Raw genomic sequence first — 20,420 nt, forward strand, 5'->3', positions numbered from 1 at the left:
GTCAGCCTCGCAGCTTCGGGTCGAGGGCTTCGCGCATGGCCTCGCCGAGCAGGGTGAAGCCGAGGGCGGTGATGATGATGCCGACCGCGGGGAAGACGGACATCATCGGTGCGTTGTCGAAGAAGCGCTGGGCCTGGGAGAGCATGACGCCCCACTCCGGGACCGCCGGGTCGGGGTTGCCGAGACCGAGGTAGGAGAGGGCGGCGGCCTCGATGATGGCGGTGGCGAGGCTGAGCGTCGCCTGGACGATCACCGGGCTCAGCGAGTTCGGCAGGATCTGGGTCAGCACGATCCGCCGCTTGCGGATGCCGAGCGAGCGGGCGGCGAGCACGTAGTCGGTGCCGCCCTGGGCGAGCATCGAGCCGCGCAGCAGACGGGCGAAGACCGGGATCTGCACGACGCCGACGGCGATCATCACGGTGGTGAGGGACTGGCCCAGCACGGCGGCGACGGAGACGGCGAGGAGCAGCGACGGCAGCGCCAGCAGGATGTCCGTGACGCGCATGATGACGTCGTCGATCCGCCGGCCGGCCCGGCCGCCGAGGGTGGCGCAGGCGCCGGAGAGGGCGCCGACGAGCGCGCCGAGGACCAGGCCGATCAGCATCGAGACGACGCCGACGAGCAGGGTCTGGCGGGCGCCTTCGAGGAAGCGGGAGAAGGTGTCCCGGCCGAGGTGGTCGAGGCCGAACCAGTTGTCGGCGCGCGGGCCGACGAACTTGCCCTGGTTGGGGAAGACCTCGCCGCGCCAGGTCTGGTCGGTGGGGCCGTACGGGGCCAGCCAGGGCCCGACGACCGCGACGACCACGAACACCGCGATGATCGCGGCGCCGATGAGGGCCATCTTGCTGCCGCGCAGCCGCTTCAGCGCCTCGCGCCACAGGCCGGCGCCGCTGGAGGTCTCGGTCTTCGCCGTGAGTTCGGCGAGCCGGTCGAGCTTGGCCTTGTCGGTGGATATCAGGCTCATCAGTGCACCCGCACCCTCGGATCGATGACGCTGTAGGCGAGGTCGACCAGCATGTTGATCAGCACGTACACCATCGCGATGAACATGATGAAGCCGACGAGCACCGGGTAGTCACGGGCGTCGATGGCGGTCCGGATGAAGGAGCCGATGCCGCCGAAGGAGAAGACGGACTCGGTGAGGACCGCACCGGACAGGAGGCTGCCGGTGAGCAGGCCGACGGCGGTGACGACGGGCAGCAGCGCGTTGCGCAGGATGTGCCGGCCGCGGACGACGCTGCGCTCCAGGCCCTTGGACTCGGCGGTGCGGATGTAGTCCTCGCCGAGCACCTCCAGGACGCTGGCGCGGGTCATGCGCACGATGACCGCGAGGGGGATGGAGGCGAGGGCGATCGCCGGCAGCACCAGGTGCGTCAGCGCGTCCCACGAGGCGTCGAACTCGCCGGTGAGCAGGCCGTCGAGGACGGCGAAGCCGGTGACGCTGGTGGCGTCGATGCCGGTGGACTGGCGGCCGAAGCTGGGGAAGATGCCGAGCTCGACGGCGAAGACGCCCTTGAGCAGCAGGGCCAGGAAGAAGACCGGGATGCAGATGCCGACCAGGGAGCCGGAGACGGAGGCCACGTCGATCCAGCCGCCGCGCTTGCGGGCGGCGAGGTAGCCGAGCGGGATGCCCACGACGGTGGCGATGAACATGGCCGCCAGGCTGAGTTCGACCGTGGCGGGGAAGCGCAGCACGAACTCGTCCCAGACGGGCTGGCCGGTCTGCACCGAGGTGCCCAGGTCGAGGTCGAGGAGCCGCTTGAGGAAGCGTCCGTACTGGACGTAGATCGGCTGGTCGAGTCCCAGCGCGCGGTTGATCCGCGCCACGTCGGCTTCGGTCGCCCGCTCGCCCAGGATCGCTGAGGCGGGTCCGCCGGGCAGTCGGTTCAGCCAGATGAAGAGCAGAACCGACAGGCCGAGCAGGGTGGGTATGAGCTGGAGAAGTCGTCGTACGACGAGTCGCAACACCCCGCGTGCCCCTTTCTTGCGTGTGGAGGGTGGATGCGCGGACGCCCGGCCACGGGAGGAGCGCGTGACCGGGCGGACCGCTTACGGGTGTGTTACTTGAAGGAGACCTCGGCGAAGTTCTCCTGCGTCAGCGGGGAGACCTTCGGCGGGTTGACGTTCTTGCCGAACGCGATGGCCGGCGGGGAGGAGGTCAGCGGGAGACCCGGCAGGTACTCCATGATCGCCTCGTTGGCGGCCTTGTAGAGGTCCGTGCGCTTGGTCGGGTCGCCCTGGAGCGAGCCGGCCTTCACCGCGTTGAAGACCTTGTCGTCCTTGAAGCCCCACTGCTTGTCGTACCCGGCGAACCAGGTGCCGATGAAGTTGTAGCCGTCGTTGAAGTCACCGGTCCAGCCGAGCATGTGGAGCGGGCAGGAGCCGTGCTCGACCGCGTCGACGTAGTCCGGGTTCCACTTCTTCGGCTTCGGGTTGACCTTGATGCCGGCCTTCTCCAGGTCGGCCTTGACCAGCTCGAAGATGTCCTGCGGGGCGGGCATGTACGGGCGGGTGACCTCGGTCGGGTAGCAGAAGTCGACCGACAGGTTGCTCGCGCCGGCGCCGGCGAGGAGCGACTTGGCCTTGGCGGTGTCGAACGGGTACTTCTTCACGTTCTCCGAGTAGCCGGCGACCGTGTCGGGCATGAACTGGGTCGCGACCTTGCCGCCCTCGGGCAGCTGGGTCTTGACGATGTTCTCGCGGTCGACGGCGTGCGCGATGGCCTGGCGGACCTCGGGCTTCTTCAGCGCCGGGTTGGCCTCCTGCGTCATGCCGAGGTAGAGCAGGTTGAAGACGTCGCGGGTCGGGACCTGGAAGCCCGCGCCCTCGAGGGTCTTGATGTCGGCGGGCGCGACCAGGTCGTAGCCGTCGATGTCGCCGGCCTGCAGCGCCTGGCGGCGGCCGTCCTCGGTGTCGATGGTGCGGAAGACCAGGTTCTTGATCTTGGCCTTCTCGCCCCAGTAGTCGTCGAAGCGCTCGAGGGTGACTTCCTTGTTGCCCTTGTTCCACTTCGTGATCTTGTACGGGCCGGTGCCGGCGACCGTGCCGGCCTCCTGGCTGTACTGGGGGTACGTGATGGCGTCGCCCTTGGCGGTGGCCTGCTGCTTCGCGTACTCCTGGATCGCCTTGGGCGAGTGGATCGCGAGGGCGTTCAGGGAGAAGCCGCCGGGCAGGTTGGCGGAGGGCTCGAAGACCTCGATGACGGCGGTGGAGTCGTCCTTGGCCGTGCAGGACTTGTAGTTCGCCTTGGGCGTCTCCTTGTCCTCGTTGGCCTTGAAGCCGCCCATGATGGTCTGCCAGTAGTACGAGACCGCGCTCGACTGGTAGGTGCCCTTCCAGTTGAACCAGTAGTCGTAGTTGGCGCAGACCGCCTTCGCGTCGAAGGTCTCGCCGTCGTGGAACTTCACGCCCTTGCGGAGGTTGAAGGTCCAGACGGTGCCCTCGGGGTTGCTCGACCACTTCTCGGCGAGCCCGCCGACGAGCTTGCTGCCGCCGGACTCGTGCTCCAGGAGCGCCTCGAACGCCTGACGGGTGACCCGGAAGGTCTCGCCGTCGCTCGCGAGGGCCGGGTCGAGGGAGGCCGGGTCGCCGGGGGCACCGAACACGAAGGTGTCCTTGGCCCCGGACTTGTTCTCGTCCTTGTCCCGGTCGCTCGCGCAGCCCGTGGCGATGAGGCCGACCGTGATGGCCGCCGTCAGAGCCCGGGTCGACCGGGAATTGAGTATGCGCATGGGTCCACCCCTGGGTCGCCATGTGTGGTCTTGACCGGCCGAACGCTACTGGCGAGTGACGGTCCAGAGAACAGTCCGCATAGCGGTGATACCAACCTGAGACCCGGACACTCGCCAAAACGGTCCGATGCCGGACATCGGCGGCGGGAGCGGGACCGAGCGGACGCAAAACCCCGCCCTGGCAAGGTATTTCGGCCAGGGCGGGGAAAGGGGGGCGAAGCGGACGTCAGCGGTGCCGCGCCGGCGGGTAGCCGTATCCCGGACGGTGGGATCCCGCATGCTGGGACGGGGCGCCGTGCGCCTCGCGGTCGTAGAAGGGGCGGGCGTGGGCCCGCAGCCAGAGCGCCACCGGGTCGTACGCGTCGGAGAGCGCGACCGTCGAGACGGGCAGCCCCTCGGGCACGGCGCCGATCGACTGGCGCATCATCGCCCGCACCTCGTCGACGGCGGCCGCCGAACCGTCGTACAGGTCCAGGCCGATGACCAGGTACGGGGTCCCCAGCGCGGGCTGCACCCAGCCGCGGCGCAGCGAGCGGACGGCCGGGGTCCGGTGCGCGTTCTGGGTGAGCTGGGCGTAGAACTGCGGGAGTTCCAGGGCGGGTTCGGAGACCCGGAGGGGACCGGCGGGCATCCGGTCGAGGCCGGTCGCGATCCGGCGCAGATCGGCCCAGGGGATGCCGACGCCGCCGCCGGGGGCGTGCGGGTTGAGCCAGACGCCCCAGCGCTCGGGGTAGAGGGCGCGGGCGATCTCGCGGCCGGTGACGCGCTCGTGGGCGCGGTGCCAGCCGGAGGCGGCGAGCTCGCCGGCGGAGGTGACGCAGGGGGCGTAGCCGTACCCGTCGACCTCCATGTTGCCGTACTGGGCCTCCGGCGAGCCCGGAGCGCCCTGCCAGAGCAGCATGTACAGCTCCCCGTCGGCCAGGGCGTGCAGCAGTCCCTCGTACGCGTCGTAGCGTCCGGGCGCCACCTGGCGCAGCATGTGCTCGACCTGGCCGGTCGCTGCGCTGCCTGACGCGCTCACCCTGGGTCCCGCCCCTCTGTCCTCTGTGTCGTACGGCTCGGTCGGCTCGGTTCGATGGTTCGGTCTCGGTCGGTCCAGCTTAGACAGGACCGGAGGTCATCCGGCGGCGCGCCGGTAGAAGGGGCGCACCCGCTCCAGCATCCAGTCGCCGACCGGGTCCTGGGCCATGTCGAGGAGGATCAGGTTGACCGGCCAGGCGACCTCGACGCGGCCGAGGGCGCGGCCGAGGGCGTCCAGCGGCGCGTTGCGGTCGACGCCGTCCCAGCCGGTGAGCTGGACGCCGACGAAGAGGGCCGGTTCGGTGCCCTCGACGCTGGCCAGGGCGCGGCGGGCGGTGGCGACGACGCCGGTGGCCTCGAACTCGGCGGAGGCGGCGGCGAGGAAGTCGACCGGGTCGTCCTGCCAGTCGGGCTCGAAGAGCCGGACCCGGCCGCCGCTCGCGGGCCCGTCGAGGGCGGTGCGGCCGACCCGGCAGAGCTCGGCGACGGCGGGCGGGGGCAGCGGGACGCCGACGGTGCCGCCGGGGTTCACGGCGATGCCGAGCTGCGGGGGCAGTCCGCGGGCGAAGTCACGGGCGGGGGCGACGGCGAAGGACATGTGGCTGCCGACGCAGGCGAGGAACTGCTCCTGCGAGCTGTAGACGGGGACGTAGGCGGCGCCGCCGATCTCCATGGTGGCGAGGTCCAGGTCGGGGCTGTCGGGGCCGCCGCCGTTGGGCAGCGGGACCCAGACCTGGCTGCGGCCCAGCACCTCGATCAGCCGGCCTCCGGCCGCGGGCTCCCCGAGCGCGGCGACCAGCGCCTCCTCCAGCTCGTTGCCCGGCCACGTCACGTCCACGGTGGTTCCGTCCCCTTCTCGCACGGCCCTGGTCGCGGCCGCCCCGCAGCACCCTAACGCCGGCCCGGCCCGGCCGTGACCGAAAACCCCCTCCCGGACGGGCGGCGGGACCCCGGCCGTCTCAGACGGCCTCGCGGAAGCCGATGCGGCGCAGCCCGTCCGCGGCGTCCCGGTCGAGGAGGGTGGCGGAGGCGCAGCCGCGCGGCGGGCGGCCCGCCTCGACGGCGGCGACGAGCCGGCCGACGGCCCGGCGGTGCCGGGCGAAGGCGTACGCGGACACCCCGCGGCCCCGCTCGCGCTGCCCGTCCCGGGCGGTGGCCGGGTCGACGTCGAGGAGCACCAGGTGGAGGGCGCGGCCGCGCCGGGCGGCGGAGCGGGCGAGCCAGCCGCGGACCCAGGACTGGGTGCCGCAGTCGTGGACGACGATCCCGGCGCCGGAGCGCAGGGCCCGGTACAGCCCGGCGTAGTGCGCGATCCGGACCAGCGGGCGGTAGAGCGCGTACGGCAGGCGGCGGGGCATCCGGGCCTCCCAGCGCTCGCGGGCGTCCTGGGAGTCGATCCCGCGGCCCTCGGCGGCCCGCCGCAGCAGGGTGGACTTGCCGCTGCCAGGCAGGCCGGAGACGACGACCACGTCCCCGGCGGCGAAGACGAGGGCCCGCGGGCCCCGGCCGGCGCGGTCCCGCAGGTCGCGCACGGCGCGGCCGCGCCGGCGGGTCCGGGCGCGGGCCCGCTGGGCCGGTATGGCGGCGTCGCCGGCGAAGGCGCCGGTGTGCTGGATCCTCATCGCTGCTCCCCCTGTCGGGCCCCGGGAGACGTGCCGGGAGACCTCACGGAGACCCTTGCCCACGAAGTGTAAAGAATCGGTAATCCGAGACAAGCGATTTGCGGCGCCGACACCGCGTGCGATGATGTGCGCGCCAGGCGCTCGACGCGCCGCACAACCGCATACCGGCCGCTCGAATCCGCGCGGGAGAGTTCCGGACGGCCGAGGCCGTCCGGGCGCCGAAGGAGCAAGACCCTCCCTTGAATCTCTCAGGCCCCGTACCGCGTGGATGAGGCAGATCTGAAAAGCGGGACACCCGTCGTGTCCCCACCCAAGGTGCAAGCCGGGGATGCCCCCGGTGAACCTCTCAGGTTCCATGACAGATGGGGAGGAACGTCCTTGCCTGTCATGTTTTCCGCCTTCGGGACCCGGGAGCCACGTCCATCATGAGCACCACCCCCCGCCTGACCGCCCTCGATGCCCTGCATCGTTCGCTGGGCGCGACCATGACCGACTTCGCCGGCTGGGACATGCCGCTGCGGTACGCCAGCGAGCGCGACGAGCACAACGCCGTCCGCACCAGGGCCGGTCTCTTCGACCTCTCCCACATGGGCGAGATCACCGTCACCGGCCCGCAGGCCGTCGACCTGCTCGACTACGCCCTGGTCGGCAACATCTCCACGGTGGGCAACGGCCGCGCCCGCTACACGATGATCTGCCGGGAGGACGGCGGCATCCTCGACGACCTGATCGTCTACCGTCTCGGCGAGACCGAATACATGGTCGTCGCCAACGCCTCCAACGCCCAGGTCGTCCTGGACGCGCTGACCGAGCGCGCGGCCGGCTTCGACGCCGAGGTGCGCGACGACCGCGACGCGTACGCCCTGATCGCCGTGCAGGGCCCGGAGTCCCCCGGCATCCTGAAGCAGCTCACCGACGCGGACCTGGACGGCCTGAAGTACTACGCGGGCCTCCCCGGCACCGTCGCCGGCGTCCCGGCGCTGATCGCCCGGACCGGCTACACCGGCGAGGACGGCTTCGAGCTCTTCCTGAAGCCGGAGCACGCCGAGGGCGTCTGGAAGGCCCTGACCGAGGCGGGCGCGGGCGTCGGCCTGATCCCGTGCGGCCTGTCCTGCCGCGACACGCTCCGCCTGGAGGCGGGCATGCCGCTGTACGGGCACGAGCTGACCACCTCCCTCACCCCCTTCGACGCCGGTCTCGGCCGGGTCGTGAAGTTCGAGAAGCCGGGCGACTTCGTCGGCCGCAAGGCGCTGGAGGCCGCCGCCGAGCGCGCCGAGACCGCCCCGCCGCGCAAGCTGGTCGGCCTGGTCGCCGAGGGCCGCCGCGTCCCGCGCGCCGGCATGCCGGTCGTCGCCGGCGGCGAGGTCGTCGGCGAGGTCACCTCCGGCGCCCCGTCCCCGACGCTCGGCAAGCCGATCGCGATGGCGTACGTCGACGCGGCGCACGCCGCGCCCGGCACCGAGGGCGTCGGCGTGGACATCCGCGGCACCCACGAGCCGTACGAGGTCGTCGCGCTGCCGTTCTACAAGCGCCAGAAGTGACGCGTTCGTCTCGCGACACGTCTCACCCCGCAAGACCCACGTACATCCGCACTCCCCCGATCCAGGAGAATCAGGCCATGAGCAACCCCCAGCAGCTTCGCTACAGCAAGGAGCACGAGTGGCTGTCGGCCGTCGAGGACGGCGTCGCCACGGTCGGCATCACCGAGCACGCGGCCAACGCCCTCGGCGACATCGTGTTCGTCCAGCTCCCCGCGGTCGGTGACACCGTGACCGAGGGCGAGTCCTGTGGCGAGCTGGAGTCGACCAAGTCCGTCAGCGAGCTGTACGCCCCTGTGTCCGGTGAGGTCGTCGAGGCCAACCAGGACGTCGTGGACGACCCGGCGCTGGTGAACACCGCTCCGTTCGAGGGCGGCTGGCTGTTCAAGGTGCGCCTCTCCGACGAGAGCCAGGCCGAGGCCCTGCTCTCCGCCGACGAGTACACCGCCTTCACCGCAGGCTGACCGAGACCCCCTAGGGATCGCTTCATGTCGCTTCTGAACACTCCCCTCCACGAGCTGGACCCGGACGTCGCCGCCGCCGTCGACGCCGAGCTCCGCCGCCAGCAGTCCACCCTGGAAATGATCGCCTCGGAGAACTTCGCTCCGGTCGCGGTCATGGAGGCCCAGGGCTCCGTCCTCACCAACAAGTACGCCGAGGGCTACCCGGGCCGCCGCTACTACGGCGGCTGCGAGCACGTCGACGTGGCCGAGCAGATCGCGATCGACCGGATCAAGGACCTGTTCGGCGCCGAGTACGCCAACGTGCAGCCGCACTCCGGCGCCTCCGCCAACCAGGCCGCGCTCTTCGCGATCGCCCAGCCGGGCGACACGATCCTGGGTCTCGACCTGGCGCACGGCGGCCACCTCACCCACGGCATGCGCCTGAACTTCTCGGGCAAGCAGTTCAACGTGGTCGCGTACCACGTGGACGAGGCCGGCCTGGTCGACATGGCCGAGGTCGAGCGCCTCGCCAAGGAGCACCGCCCGAAGGTGATCATCGCCGGCTGGTCGGCGTACCCGCGTCAGCTGGACTTCGCGGAGTTCCGCCGGATCGCCGACGAGGTCGAGGCGTACCTGTGGGTCGACATGGCCCACTTCGCGGGCCTGGTCGCGGCCGGTCTGCACCCGAACCCGGTCGAGTACGCCGACGTGGTGACCTCCACCACGCACAAGACGCTCGGCGGCCCGCGCGGCGGCATCATCCTGGCGAAGAAGGAGTTCGCGAAGAAGCTGAACTCCTCGGTCTTCCCCGGTTTCCAGGGCGGCCCGCTGGAGCACGTGATCGCGGCCAAGGCCGTCTCCTTCAAGGTCGCGGCCTCGGAGGAGTTCAAGGAGCGCCAGCAGCGCACCCTGGAGGGCGCCCGGATCATCGCCGAGCGCCTGGTCCAGGACGACGTCCGGGAGCACGGCGTCTCCGTGCTCTCCGGCGGCACCGACGTCCACCTGCTCCTGGTCGACCTGCGCGACAGCGAGCTGGACGGCCAGCAGGCCGAGGACCGTCTCCACGAGGTCGGCATCACGGTCAACCGGAACGCCGTCCCGAACGACCCGCGCCCGCCGATGGTCACCTCCGGCCTGCGCATCGGCACGCCGGCCCTCGCCACCCGCGGCTTCACGGCCGAGGACTTCCGCGAGGTCGCCGACGTCATCGCCGAGACGCTGAAGCCGGGCTTCGACGCCACGGCGCTGAAGGCCCGGGTCACCGCCCTGGCCGACAAGCACCCGCTGTACCCCGGCCTGAAGTAATTTCGTACGCTTTTGTTCGTACGAAGCTTCCGGGGCACCGCGCACACTGGACAGTGGGCGCGGTGCCCCGCCGCTTTGTCCCCTCCCCCCGCTCTCCCTGCTTGTTTCTGCACCACCCCGGCAGACAACGGCGTCTAGCCCCACAAGGAGTCCCCCGTGGCCATCTCGGTCTTCGACCTGTTCTCGATCGGCATCGGCCCGTCCAGCTCCCACACGGTGGGCCCGATGCGCGCGGCCCGGATGTTCGCCCGCCGGCTGCGGAACGAGGAGCTGCTCGACCGGGTCGCCTCGGTCCGGGCGGAGCTGTACGGCTCGCTGGGCGCGACCGGCCACGGCCACGGCACCCCGAAGGCGGTCCTGCTGGGCCTGGAGGGGAAGTCGCCGCGCACGGTGGACGTGGAGACGGCGGACGACGAGGTCGAGCGGATCAAGGCGAGCGGCCGGATCAGCCTGCTCGGGACGCACGAGATCCCCTTCTCCTTCGACGACGACCTGATCCTGCACCGCCGCAAGGCGCTGCCGTACCACGCCAACGGCATGACGGTCTTCGCGTACGACGCCGAGGGCGGCCTCGTCCTGGAGAAGACGTACTACTCCGTCGGCGGCGGCTTCGTCGTCGACGAGGACGCCGTGGAGGGCCAGAACCCGATCGTCCCGGACGACACCGTCCTGAAGTACCCCTTCCGCACCGGTGACGAGCTGCTCCGCCTCACCAAGGAGACCGGCCTGTCGATCTCCTCGCTGATGCTGGAGAACGAGAAGGCGTGGCGCACCGAGGAGGAGATCCGCGCCGGGCTCCTGGAGATCTGGCGGGTCATGCAGGCCTGCGTCGCGCGCGGCATGTCCCGCGAGGGCATCCTCCCCGGCGGCCTGAAGGTCCGCCGCCGTGCCGCGACCTCGGCCCGCAAGCTGCGCTCCGAGGGCGACCCGGCCGCGCACGCGATGGAGTGGATCACCCTCTACGCGATGGCCGTGAACGAGGAGAACGCGGCCGGCGGCCGGGTGGTCACCGCCCCGACGAACGGCGCCGCCGGCATCATCCCCGCGGTCCTGCACTACTACATGAACTTCGTCCCGGGGGCCGACGAGGACGGCATCGTCCGCTTCCTCCTCGCGGCGGGCGCGATCGGCATGCTCTTCAAGGAGAACGCCTCGATCTCCGGCGCCGAGGTCGGCTGCCAGGGCGAGGTCGGCTCGGCCTGCTCGATGGCGGCGGGCGCCCTCGCCGAGGTCCTGGGCGGCTCCCCCGAGCAGGTGGAGAACGCGGCCGAGATCGGCATGGAGCACAACCTGGGCCTGACCTGCGACCCGGTCGGCGGCCTGGTCCAGATCCCCTGCATCGAGCGCAACGGCATGGCGGCGGTCAAGGCCGTCACGGCGGCGAAGATGTCGATGCGCGGCGACGGCAGCCACCTGGTCTCCCTCGACAAGGTCATCAAGACCATGAAGGAGACCGGCGCGGACATGAGCGTCAAGTACAAGGAGACCGCGCGCGGCGGTCTCGCGGTGAACATCATCGAGTGCTGAGCACGCGCGCGCGTACGTGACGAACGGCCGGTCCCGCCCCCACGGGACCGGCCGTCGCGCGTTCGGGTCAGTAGCGGACCCAGAGGACGTAGACGTCCGGGCGGCTGGGGTGGAAGGGCTCGCAGAAGAAGATCTGGCCCCACATCCAGGCGCCGGCCTGCCCGGCGGCCTGGCACTCGGCGTACGAGGAGTGGTGGCTGCGCGGGTAGAAGCCGGGGCCGGCGGCCTCGGCGGTGGCGGCGGTGCCGAGGGCGAGGGCTCCGGCGGTGGCCGCGGTGGCGAGGGCGGCTGCGACGCGTCGGTACATGGCATGTCCTCCTGAAATGAACGATGCGATGCGGTGCGGGACGGTGTCGTGCGGTTCGTGCCGGCTGCGCAGCCGGGACGAAACGTATCGGCGGGGCCCCTCGCCGACAATAGGTCTAGGCCAATCCCTGTGGGGATGTCCGGATCCCCCGGACATGGCCGGTTTCGATCGGTCAGTAGCGGACCCAGTGCGGGTCCGGGACCACGGTGAGGAGGGCGGAGAGGGCGACGATCACGGCGAGGACGGCGAGTTCCACGCGGGCCGGGGGCTCGGCGTCGGCGCCGGACATCAGCCGGGAGCGGGCCGCGAGGGCCAGCAGGCTGGCCCCGCCGAAGAGGACGAGCTTCACCAGCAGGACCCTGCCGTACGCGGTGGCGAGCACGGCCTCCAGGGGGAGCCGGCGGAGCGTGGAGGCGGTCCCGGTGGCGGCGAGGGCCGCGTAGACGCAGGCGGCCATCCGGGCGTACCGGAGCAGCACCCCGCGCCCGCCGCCGCGCAGCCGCAGCACCCTGAGGACGTACAGCAGGGTGCCCGTCCACAGCGAGGCGCCGGTGAGGTGGACGACGGTGAGGCCGGTGCCGACGCCGAAGCCGGCGGTCTCGGGATGGGCCCGCAGCGCCTCGGCGACGACCGCGGCGGCGAGCGGCAGGGCCGCGAGGCCGGGGCGCCGGGAGGCGGCGCAGACGGCGGCGAGCAGGCAGGCGTTGGCGGTGACGAGCAGCAGCCGGCCCTCGCGGAGCCCGTAGACGACGGGGAGGCTCAGTCCGCTGACGGCGGCGAGGAGGAGCAGGAGGCCGGCGGAGGCGGCCGCGGCGAGCAGGGCGCCGGGGGCGGCCAGGGGACGCGGCAGGGGGCCGGGGCCGGCGAGCCGGGCGCCGGCGAGTTCGCCGACGGCGACGGCGAGGCCGGCGAGGAGGAGGATCCGGAGCAGGGTGGTGGGGCCGGCCGCCGGTATCCGGAGTTCGCCGGTGCCCGTCCGGGCGAGGCCGGCACCGAGCAGGACGACGGCGAGGACACCGAGGACGGCGGCCGCCGCGAGGGCCGCGGCGCCTCGACGGCGGGGGGTGCCGAGGGGTCCGGGAAGCGTCACCGGACGATCGTCACCGAGCCCGGGACGGGCGGCAACTCAGGGTGAGCGCCGCCCGGTCCCGGTCCCGGCTCCGGTCAGGCCCGGGTCACGCCTTGCTGAGGTGGGCCCAGAACTCGTCCCACGACAGGCGGCCGTCGCCGTTGTCGTCGCGCTGCTTGATGAGGGCCTCGGCCACCGTCTCGGTGACGTTGAAGTCGCCCAGCTGGGCCATGACGCTCTTGTACTCCGCGGCGGTGATGAAGCCGTCCCCGTCCACGTCGTACCGGTTGAATGCCGTGCGTGCCGACTCGATGTCCGCCACTGCTTCCGCCCCTTCTCGGTGCTGTTCTGACGGGGGTCAGATTAGCTTGGCCGCCCGCTGCCGGATGATGGCGGTATGAGCGGTGACGTGACACGGATCCTGGCGGCGGCGGCGCGCGGCGAGTTCCCCGCCATGGACGGCGGGACGACGGTGGTGCCGGCCCCGAACCGGCGGGACGCCGGCGTGCTGGCCTTCACGGCCCACACGGTGGTCTTCGCCGACGTCGACCCGGAGTGGGTGCGGGCCGAGCTGGCCGCGACCGGGAGCGACCCGCTCGCGGCGAGCATGCACCCGCGCTTCCTGGTGCGGCTGATGGAGCGGACCGGCCGGGCGATGAACACCGTCGACCTGCTGACCGTGGCCGACGCCCTGCCGGGCCCGCCGCCGGTGGAGCTGCGGGAGATCGAGGACCCGGGGCACCCCCGGGTGGCGCGGGCGCTGAAGTACCGCGACGAGGTGCGGGTGTGGGCGGCGGACGGCGGGGTGCTGATCCTGGGGCGCGGGGTGGCCGGGCGCTGGGAGGCGGCGATCGAGGTCGACGAGGCGGTGCGGCACCGGGGGCTGGGCCGGGCGCTGGCGACGGCGGCGCGCCATCTGACCCCGGGGCCGGTGGTGTGGGCGCAGCAGTCGCCGGGCAACGCGCGGAGCGTGCGGACCTTCCAGGCGGCGGGGTACCGGCCGGTGGCCTCGGAGGCGCTGCTCGCCGCCCTGTGAGGGTGTCCACCATGTGGACGATCGAGGGAAACAACCGATGAACCGCATAGTCATTCATGGTTTGCAAGGCAGGTGCCGCACGTCACCAACGATTCATCAGCACAATGCACCTTTTTGTCCGTATTGATGACGATGAGGGCGTTTGGCGGTGTGGCCCGCCGTCTGTCATAGTCGGTGTCACGACCCCCATCGACCCGGGCCAGGTCGCCTCTGCGGCCGTGGATACACCCCCCCGTCCACGGCGCATCACACGGAAGCCCCCAGCTCGCCCCACCACGGCGCACGGGGGCTTCCGTGCGTTCAGCGGTCGGTGACCCTCATCTCGAACCAGGTCGTCTTGCCGCGCGGACCGAGGTCCACGCCCCAGCGGTCGGAGAGCTTGTCGACGAGGTAGAGGCCCCGGCCGCTCACGTCCAGCTCGCCCACCGGCATCAGGCAGGGCAGTCCGCGCGAGGGGTCGCGCACCTCGATCCGGATCCGGCCGGGGCGCCGCTGGGCGCGCAGCGCGAAGACCCGGGCGCCGGTGTGCCGGACCGCGTTGCCGACCAGTTCGGAGACGAGCAGGACCGCGTGTTCGGCGAGGGTCGGGCCGAGCCCCCACTGGCGGAGCACCACGTACTGGGTCATCCGCCGGGCGATCCGCGCGGACTGGGGCTGCGACGGCAGGCGGACGTCGGTCTCCGCCGGGTTGCCGTACACGTCCATCGCCTTGAGGGCCTCTTCGTCCTCCGCGGTCGGTGTCCACCGTGCGGCGGGGACGACGCCCTGCCGTGGTTGTTCCCTGCTCTCCAGGCCCGCCATGCCCCCCATCATGAACGCAGGAGACGGCTCGCGGGGGCCGTTCCGGTGGAATGGCCCCCGCGGGACGGCGCGTCGCCGTGACGGTCCGTCGGATCGGCGCGGGTCAGGCGAACTTCGCCTTGCCCGGGCCCTCCTCGACGAAGCTGCGCATGCCGGTCTCGCGGTCCGCGGTGGCGAACAGCGCGGAGAACCAGGTTCGTTCGAGGGCGAGGCCGGTGTCGATGTCGGTCTCCAGGCCCTGGTCGATCGCCTCCTTGGCGGCGCGCAGCGCCACCGCCGGGCCCTGGGCGAGCTTCGCGGCCCAGGCGTGCGCCCGCTCGTACACCTCGGCGGCCGGGACGACCCGGTCGACCAGGCCGAGCGCGAGGGCCTCGTCGGCCTTCACCATCCGGCCGGTGAAGATGAGGTCCTTGGCGCGGGAGGGGCCGACCAGGCGGGAGAGCCGCTGGGTGCCGCCGGCGCCGGGGATGAGGCCGAGCAGGATCTCGGGCTGGCCCAGCTTCGCGTCCTCGGCGGCGATCCGGTAGTCGGCGCAGAGGGCGAGCTCGCAGCCGCCGCCGAGGGCGTACCCGGTGATCGCGGCGACGACCGGCTTGGGGATGCGGGCGACGGCGGTGAAGGAGTCCTGGAGCGCGCGCGACCGCTCGATCATGGCCACGTGGTCCATGACCTGCATCTCCTTGATGTCCGCGCCGGCCGCGAAGACCTTCTCGCCGCCGTAGAGGACGACGGCCCGCACGTCGTCGCGGTCGGTGGCCTCCTGGGCCAGCTCGCGCAGCCGGTCCTGGGTGGCGACGTCCAGGGCGTTCATCGGGGGGCGGTCGAGGCGGATGGTGCCGACGCCGTCGGCGACTTCGAGGTTCACAGTCATGGAGGGAAGGTTAGTGTCCGTTAACGCCGAGGGGCCCGGTGCCGTTGCTCACAGAGCGGACGGCACCGGGCCCCGGGCGGGAGCGGACCTACGCGATCCACTCCTCCCAGCTCATGTTCCAGCCGTTCAGGCCGTTCTCCGGCTTGATCTGCTTGTCCTTGGAGTTCTTCACGACGACGACGTCACCGATGATCGAGCGGTCGTAGAACCAGGCGGCCGGCGTGGAGCTGTCGCCCGCGCCCCGGGTGTCCGAGAGGCCGACGCAGCCGTGGCTGACGTTCTGGGAGCCGAAGGTGGACTTCGGGGCCCAGTAGTTGCCGTGCACGAAGGTGCCGGAGGTGGACAGGCGCATGGCGTGCGGCACGTCCTTGATGTCGTACTCGCCGCCGAAGCCGACGGTGGCCCCGTTCATGCGGGTCACCTTGTACTTCTCGCTGATGACCATCTGGCCGTTGTACGTGGTCGTGGACGGGGCGCCCGCGGTGATCGGCAGGGTCTTGATGATCTTGCCGTCGCGCTCGACCTTCATCGTCTTGGCGCTCGCGTCGACCGTGGAGACCTGACGGCGGCCGATGGTGAAGGAGTACGTCTTCTTCTGCTTGCCGTAGACGCCCGGGCGGCCCTCGACGCCGTCCAGGTTGAGCTCGACGGTGACCTTCGTCCCGGCCTTCCAGTACTCCTTCGGGCGGAAGTCGAGGCGGTCGTTGCCGAACCAGTGGCCCTTGATCTCGACGGCCGGCTCGGCCGTCACCTTGATGGCCTTCTCCACGGCCTCGGGGTCGGTGATGCCCCGGGTGAAGTTGAGGGAGACCGGCATGCCGACGCCGACGGTGGTGTCCGCCTCCGGCGTGTAGTGGCCGATGAAGGTGTTCTTCGGGACCAGCGTGGTGAAGGTGGTGTCCTTCGCCGACTCGCGGCCCTCGGCGTCCTTCGCGATCGCGTGGACCTTGTACTGGGTGCCGGCCGACAGGTGGGCCAGCGGCTCCCAGCTCGCGCCGTCCGCCGAGATCTTCCCCTCGACCGCCTCGCCCTCGGAGTCGGCGACGGTGACCGTCGTCAGCTTGCCCTGCTCGGCGGTGACCTTGAGGGCCCCGCTGGTGGCGACCGCGTCGGCGCCGTCCTTCGGCAGGATCGTCACGACCGCCCGGGAGGCGGCGTTGTCCGGTGCGGTGTTCCCCGGGAGCTCGCCCTTCCCCCCGTCGGGTGCGGTCGCGGCCGGGTCCTCGCCGCCGCAGGCGGTCAGGACCAGCAGCAGCGCCCCCGTGGCCAGCGCTCCGAGGCGGGCGCCCCGCCGCCGCGCCGGCGTCCCCGCTATCGGCTGCCCGTTCACTATGGTGTTCTCCCCTCGCACGACCCGGCGGCTGACCGGGCCCCACCCCCTGTACGCACCTCCCGTGCACACGGCGTTAGATAATCACACCGGAAGACACGAAAGTTCCACGCGCATGTCACCGTTCAGTCCCAGTTGGGGACGGGCCGGAGGCGAGCGGGGAGCGGCTCGCGTCCGGCCCCGTGCGGAGCGGCGGGTCAGCGGAGCGCGGACCCCTCCTTCCAGCTCCCCCAGTCCATGTTCCAGCCGCCGAGGCCGTTGTCCGGGGCGACCTTCCGGTCCTTGGAGTTGACCACCTCGACGACGTCGCCGATCAGGCTCCGGTCGAAGAACCAGCCCGCCGGGGTGTCGGCGCCGCCGCCCTTCACGTCCCGCAGCCCCACGCAGCCGTGGCTGACGTTGGCCGAGCCGAAGGTGGCGGGGTCGGCCCAGTAGTTGCCGTGGATGAAGGTGCCGGAGTCGGTGAGCCGCATGGCGTGCGGCACGTCCTTGATGTCGTACTCGCCGCCGAAGCCGACCGTGGCGCCGTTCATCCGGGTCACGTCGTAGACCTCGGTGACCACCATCTTCCCGTTGTACGTGGTGGTCTTCGGGGCGCCCGCGGTGATCGGCAGGGTGGCGAGCAGCCGCCCGTCCCGCCGCACCTCCATGGTGTGGGCGGCGGCGTCCACCAGGGAGACCTGGGAGCGGCCGACCGTGAAGCCGACCGTCTTGCGCTGGATGCCGTAGACGCCCGGGGCGCCCTCGACGTCCCGGAGCGCCAGCTCGACCGTCACCTTCGTGCCGGGCGCCCAGTACTCCTCGGGCCGGAAGTCGAGCCGCTCCTTGCCGAACCAGTGGCCGACGACCTCCACCGGCGGGTCGGCGGTGACCCGGATGGCCCGCTCCACCGCGGCCCGGTTCTCGACCGGCCGGTTGAAGCCGAAGGAGACGATCATCCCGGCGCCCACCGTGGAACGGTTCTCCGGCGTGAAGTAGCCGATGAACCGGCTCTCCGGCACCACCGTGGTGAAGGTGGTGTGCCGGGCCGAGCGCCGCCCGTGCGCGTCCAGCGCCACCGCGTCCACGCTGTACTTCGCGGCGAGCGCGAGCCGGGTGCCGTCGGCGGGCCGCCAGCGCAGCCCGTCGGCCCCGATCGCGCCGGGCACGGCCGAGCGCCGCCCGTCCGCCACCTGGGTCACGCTCACCCGTTCGAGCCGCCCGCTGTCCACCCGTACCTCCAGGGGGCCCTCGGCGGGCACCCCCCGGCTGCCGTCCTCCGGGCTGACCCGGATCACGTCGCCGGGGGCGCGCGCCTTGCCCGGGAGGCGCGGGTCGATGCCGCCTCCCCCGTCCGATCCGGTGCAGCCGGCGAGGCCCGCGAGGAGCCCCGCGACCGCGAGGAGGTGCCCGGCCCGTTCCCATAGACGTGTCACGCGTGGCCCAACGACGACCCCCCTCCAGGGGAAACGTGCGTGCGGGCCATGTTGGGGGGACGGCCGCGCGGGAACAACAAGGGGAGGACCGGGAGAACACGAGGGTGCGGGAGGACGCGCGGGGCCGGGGGCAGGGACGCCCGCGGCCCCGCACGCGGGCCCGCCGGAGCCGCGGGAGGCCAGGGCGGTGTCGAGCGCAGCCGAACAGCAGGCGGTACCGGAGCGCGCCCCGGGGCGGGCCGCGCCCCCCGTGTGGCCGGGGGCGCCCACCCCCCTCGGGGCCCGCTGCCGCACCGGACCGGACGGGACCCGCGGCACCAACTTCGCGCTGTGGGCGGGCGGCGCCGAGGCCGTGGAGCTCTGCCTCTTCGCGCCGGACGGCACCGAGACCCGGCTGCCGCTGACCGAGCTCACCCACGAGATCTGGCACGGCTTCGTGCCCGGCGTCGGCGCGGGGCAGCGGTACGGCTACCGGGTGCACGGCCGCTGGGACCCGTGGACCGGCGCCCGCTGGAACCCGGCGAAGCTGCTCCTCGACCCGTACGCCCGGGCCGTCGACGGCGAGTTCGCGCTGCCGCCCGAGGTCTACGGGCACGTGCGGGACTGGCCCCAGCAGCACGTCGCCGACACCGTCCGCGACGAGCGGGACTCCGCCCCGTACGTCCCCAAGGGCGTCGTCGTGCGGGACGACGACGACTGGTCCGACGACCGCAGGCCCAAGACGCCCTGGCCGGACTCGGTCATCTACGAGCTGCACGTCAAGGGCTTCACCGCCCGCCACCCCGGCGTCCCCGAGCACCTGCGGGGCACCTACGCGGGGCTCGCCCACCCGGCCGCGATCGACCACCTCGTCCGCCTCGGGGTGACGGCCGTCGAGCTGCTGCCGGTCCACCAGTTCGCCCACGAGGACCACCTGCTGCGGCGCGGCCTCACCAACTACTGGGGCTACAACTCGATCGGCTACTTCGCCCCGCACGCCGGCTACTCCTCGTCCGGCACCACCGGGCAGCAGGTCGGCGAGTTCAAGCGGATGGTGCGGGCGCTGCACGCGGCCGGCATCGAGGTGATCCTCGACGTCGTCTACAACCACACGGCGGAGGCGGGCGAGCTGGGCCCGACGCTGTCGCTGAAGGGCATCGACAACCGCGGCTACTACCGGCTCCAGTCCGACGCCCGCCGGTACGCCGACTACACCGGCTGCGGCAACACCCTGCACGTGGTGCAGCCGCAGGTGCTCCGGCTCATCACCGACTCCTTGCGCTACTGGGTCACCGAGATGGGCGTCGACGGCTTCCGCTTCGACCTGGCGGCGGCGCTCGCCCGCTCCATGCACGACGTCGACATGCTGTCGCCGTTCCTCGCCGTCATCGCCCAGGACCCGGTGCTGCGCCGGGTCAAGCTGATCGCCGAGCCGTGGGACGTCGGCAACGGCGGCTACCAGGTCGGCGCCTTCCCGCCGCTGTGGACCGAGTGGAACGACCGCTACCGGGACGCCGTCCGGGACTTCTGGCGCGGCGCCCTGCCCGACGTGCGGGACCTCGGCTACCGGCTCTCCGGCTCCAGCGACCTGTACGCCTGGGGCGGCCGGCGCCCGTACGCCTCGGTCAACTTCGTCACCGCGCACGACGGCTTCACCCTGCGGGACCTCGTCACCTACGAGCGCAAGCACAACGAGGCCAACGGGGAGGGCAACCGGGACGGCACCCACGACAACCGCTCCTGGAACTGCGGGGTGGAGGGCGAGACCGACGACCCCGAGGTGAACGCGCTGCGGCTGCGGCAGCTGCGCAACCTGCTCACCACGCTGCTGCTGTCGACGGGCGTGCCGATGCTCGTCGCCGGCGACGAGATGGGCCGCACCCAGGGCGGCAACAACAACGCGTACTGCCAGGACAACGAGATCGGCTGGCTGGACTGGTCCCTGCCGGACGACCCCGGCCGGGCCCAGCTCCTGGTCCTGACGAGGCGGCTGCTGGCCCTGCGCCACCGCCACCCGGTGCTGCGCCGCCGCGCCTTCTTCTCCGGCCGGCCGCAGGGCGCGGACGGGCTGCGGGACCTCGCCTGGTTCGGCCCGGACGGCACCGAGATGACGGAACGCGACTGGTACGCCCCCTCGGCCACGCTCGCCCTCTACCTGTCGGGCCGGGACATACCGGGCCGGGACGAGCGCGGCGAGCCGGTGCTCGACGACAGCTTCCTCGCCGTGCTGCACGCGGGCCACCGCCCGCTGGACTTCCGCCTCCCCGGCCCCCCATGGGCCCAGACGTACGAGCGCGTCCTCGACACGTCCCTCGACGACCAGACCACCCCGCCGGGCACCCTCCACCCGGGCGCCACGGTCCTGGAGGTGGGGGCGCGGTCGGTGGTGCTGCTGCGGGTGGTGGGGTGACGGGACGTCACGGCGG

The 20,420-nt window shown here is 72.2% G+C and carries 19 protein-coding genes and 1 riboswitch; of the genes, 6 read left to right on the forward strand and 13 right to left on the reverse strand.

Annotation, left to right across the window (positions count from 1 at the left end):
• Window position 1: 1 nt before the first annotated feature.
• The 6 genes from AB0E83_RS12975 to AB0E83_RS13000 form a co-directional block, all read right to left on the reverse strand.
• Entirely contained in the window at window positions 2–964 is a 963-nt protein-coding gene (locus AB0E83_RS12975; RefSeq protein WP_362109635.1) for an ABC transporter permease, read from the reverse strand.
• On the reverse strand, window positions 964–1,968 hold the full coding sequence (locus tag AB0E83_RS12980; RefSeq protein ID WP_362109637.1) for an ABC transporter permease: 1,005 nt from the start codon (window positions 1,966–1,968) through the stop codon (window positions 964–966). The genes AB0E83_RS12975 and AB0E83_RS12980 overlap by 1 nt, the downstream gene beginning before the upstream one ends.
• Window positions 1,969–2,060: 92 nt before the next feature.
• Window positions 2,061–3,731, reverse strand: coding sequence for an ABC transporter substrate-binding protein (locus AB0E83_RS12985; protein ID WP_362109639.1), 1,671 nt, complete (start codon window positions 3,729–3,731; stop codon window positions 2,061–2,063).
• Between the two features lie 226 nt (window positions 3,732–3,957).
• Window positions 3,958–4,752: an enhanced serine sensitivity protein SseB C-terminal domain-containing protein gene (locus AB0E83_RS12990; RefSeq protein ID WP_362109641.1), complete on the reverse strand. Its 795-nt coding sequence runs from the start codon at window positions 4,750–4,752 to the stop codon at window positions 3,958–3,960.
• A 96-nt stretch (window positions 4,753–4,848) separates the two neighbouring features.
• Entirely contained in the window at window positions 4,849–5,589 is a 741-nt protein-coding gene (locus AB0E83_RS12995) for an enhanced serine sensitivity protein SseB (RefSeq protein WP_362109643.1), read from the reverse strand.
• Window positions 5,590–5,710: 121 nt separating this feature from the next.
• Entirely contained in the window at window positions 5,711–6,373 is a 663-nt protein-coding gene (locus AB0E83_RS13000) for an AAA family ATPase (protein WP_362109645.1), read from the reverse strand.
• 173 nt (window positions 6,374–6,546) lie between these two features.
• Window positions 6,547–6,646, forward strand: a riboswitch (glycine riboswitch).
• Between the two features lie 152 nt (window positions 6,647–6,798).
• On the opposite strand from AB0E83_RS13000, the gene gcvT reads away from it, so the two are divergent.
• The 4 genes from gcvT (at window position 6,799) to AB0E83_RS13020 (ending at window position 11,186) form a co-directional block, all read left to right on the forward strand.
• Entirely contained in the window at window positions 6,799–7,914 is a 1,116-nt protein-coding gene (gene gcvT, locus AB0E83_RS13005) for a glycine cleavage system aminomethyltransferase GcvT (RefSeq protein ID WP_362109647.1), read from the forward strand.
• Window positions 7,915–7,991: 77 nt separating this feature from the next.
• Window positions 7,992–8,375, forward strand: coding sequence for a glycine cleavage system protein GcvH (gene gcvH / locus AB0E83_RS13010; protein WP_362109649.1), 384 nt, complete (start codon window positions 7,992–7,994; stop codon window positions 8,373–8,375).
• Between the two features lie 24 nt (window positions 8,376–8,399).
• Window positions 8,400–9,659 carry a serine hydroxymethyltransferase gene (gene glyA / locus AB0E83_RS13015; protein ID WP_362109651.1) on the forward strand — a complete coding sequence of 420 codons (1,260 nt, stop codon included), beginning with the start codon at window positions 8,400–8,402 and terminating at the stop codon, window positions 9,657–9,659.
• Window positions 9,660–9,815: 156 nt separating this feature from the next.
• Window positions 9,816–11,186 (forward strand): L-serine ammonia-lyase, encoded by a 1,371-nt coding sequence (locus AB0E83_RS13020; RefSeq protein ID WP_362109653.1) that lies wholly within the window; start codon window positions 9,816–9,818, stop codon window positions 11,184–11,186.
• Window positions 11,187–11,253: 67 nt separating this feature from the next.
• Here AB0E83_RS13020 and AB0E83_RS13025 read toward each other — a convergent pair whose 3' ends face one another.
• The 3 genes from AB0E83_RS13025 to AB0E83_RS13035 form a co-directional block, all read right to left on the reverse strand.
• Window positions 11,254–11,493, reverse strand: a complete 240-nt coding sequence (locus AB0E83_RS13025) for a hypothetical protein (protein ID WP_362109655.1) — start codon at window positions 11,491–11,493, stop codon at window positions 11,254–11,256.
• Window positions 11,494–11,665: 172 nt separating this feature from the next.
• Window positions 11,666–12,583, reverse strand: a complete 918-nt coding sequence (locus AB0E83_RS13030) for a CopD family protein (RefSeq protein ID WP_362109657.1) — start codon at window positions 12,581–12,583, stop codon at window positions 11,666–11,668.
• 85 nt (window positions 12,584–12,668) lie between these two features.
• Window positions 12,669–12,884: an EF-hand domain-containing protein gene (locus tag AB0E83_RS13035; RefSeq protein ID WP_362109659.1), complete on the reverse strand. Its 216-nt coding sequence runs from the start codon at window positions 12,882–12,884 to the stop codon at window positions 12,669–12,671.
• A 75-nt stretch (window positions 12,885–12,959) separates the two neighbouring features.
• Between AB0E83_RS13035 and AB0E83_RS13040 the strand changes: the two genes are divergently transcribed.
• Window positions 12,960–13,598 carry a GNAT family N-acetyltransferase gene (locus AB0E83_RS13040; RefSeq protein ID WP_362109661.1) on the forward strand — a complete coding sequence of 213 codons (639 nt, stop codon included), beginning with the start codon at window positions 12,960–12,962 and terminating at the stop codon, window positions 13,596–13,598.
• Window positions 13,599–13,898: 300 nt separating this feature from the next.
• On the opposite strand, the gene AB0E83_RS13045 is transcribed toward AB0E83_RS13040, so the two are convergent.
• From AB0E83_RS13045 to AB0E83_RS13060, 4 genes are all read right to left on the reverse strand, one after another.
• Entirely contained in the window at window positions 13,899–14,399 is a 501-nt protein-coding gene (locus tag AB0E83_RS13045; protein WP_362109663.1) for an ATP-binding protein, read from the reverse strand.
• A 103-nt stretch (window positions 14,400–14,502) separates the two neighbouring features.
• Window positions 14,503–15,270: an enoyl-CoA hydratase/isomerase family protein gene (locus AB0E83_RS13050; RefSeq protein WP_362109665.1), complete on the reverse strand. Its 768-nt coding sequence runs from the start codon at window positions 15,268–15,270 to the stop codon at window positions 14,503–14,505.
• A gap of 88 nt (window positions 15,271–15,358) precedes the next feature.
• The gene (locus AB0E83_RS13055) at window positions 15,359–16,600 is read right to left on the reverse strand and encodes an Ig-like domain-containing protein (protein WP_362109668.1); all 1,242 of its coding nucleotides are present in this window, start codon (window positions 16,598–16,600) and stop codon (window positions 15,359–15,361) included.
• A 197-nt stretch (window positions 16,601–16,797) separates the two neighbouring features.
• Window positions 16,798–18,015 carry an Ig-like domain-containing protein gene (locus AB0E83_RS13060; protein ID WP_362109670.1) on the reverse strand — a complete coding sequence of 406 codons (1,218 nt, stop codon included), beginning with the start codon at window positions 18,013–18,015 and terminating at the stop codon, window positions 16,798–16,800.
• 187 nt (window positions 18,016–18,202) lie between these two features.
• Between AB0E83_RS13060 and glgX the strand changes: the two genes are divergently transcribed.
• On the forward strand, window positions 18,203–20,404 hold the full coding sequence (gene glgX / locus AB0E83_RS13065; protein WP_362109672.1) for a glycogen debranching protein GlgX: 2,202 nt from the start codon (window positions 18,203–18,205) through the stop codon (window positions 20,402–20,404).
• Window positions 20,405–20,420 lie beyond the last annotated feature (16 nt).

The organism is Streptomyces sp. NPDC035033 (genome assembly GCF_040636735.1).
Taxonomy (GTDB): Bacteria; Actinomycetota; Actinomycetes; order Streptomycetales; family Streptomycetaceae; genus Streptomyces.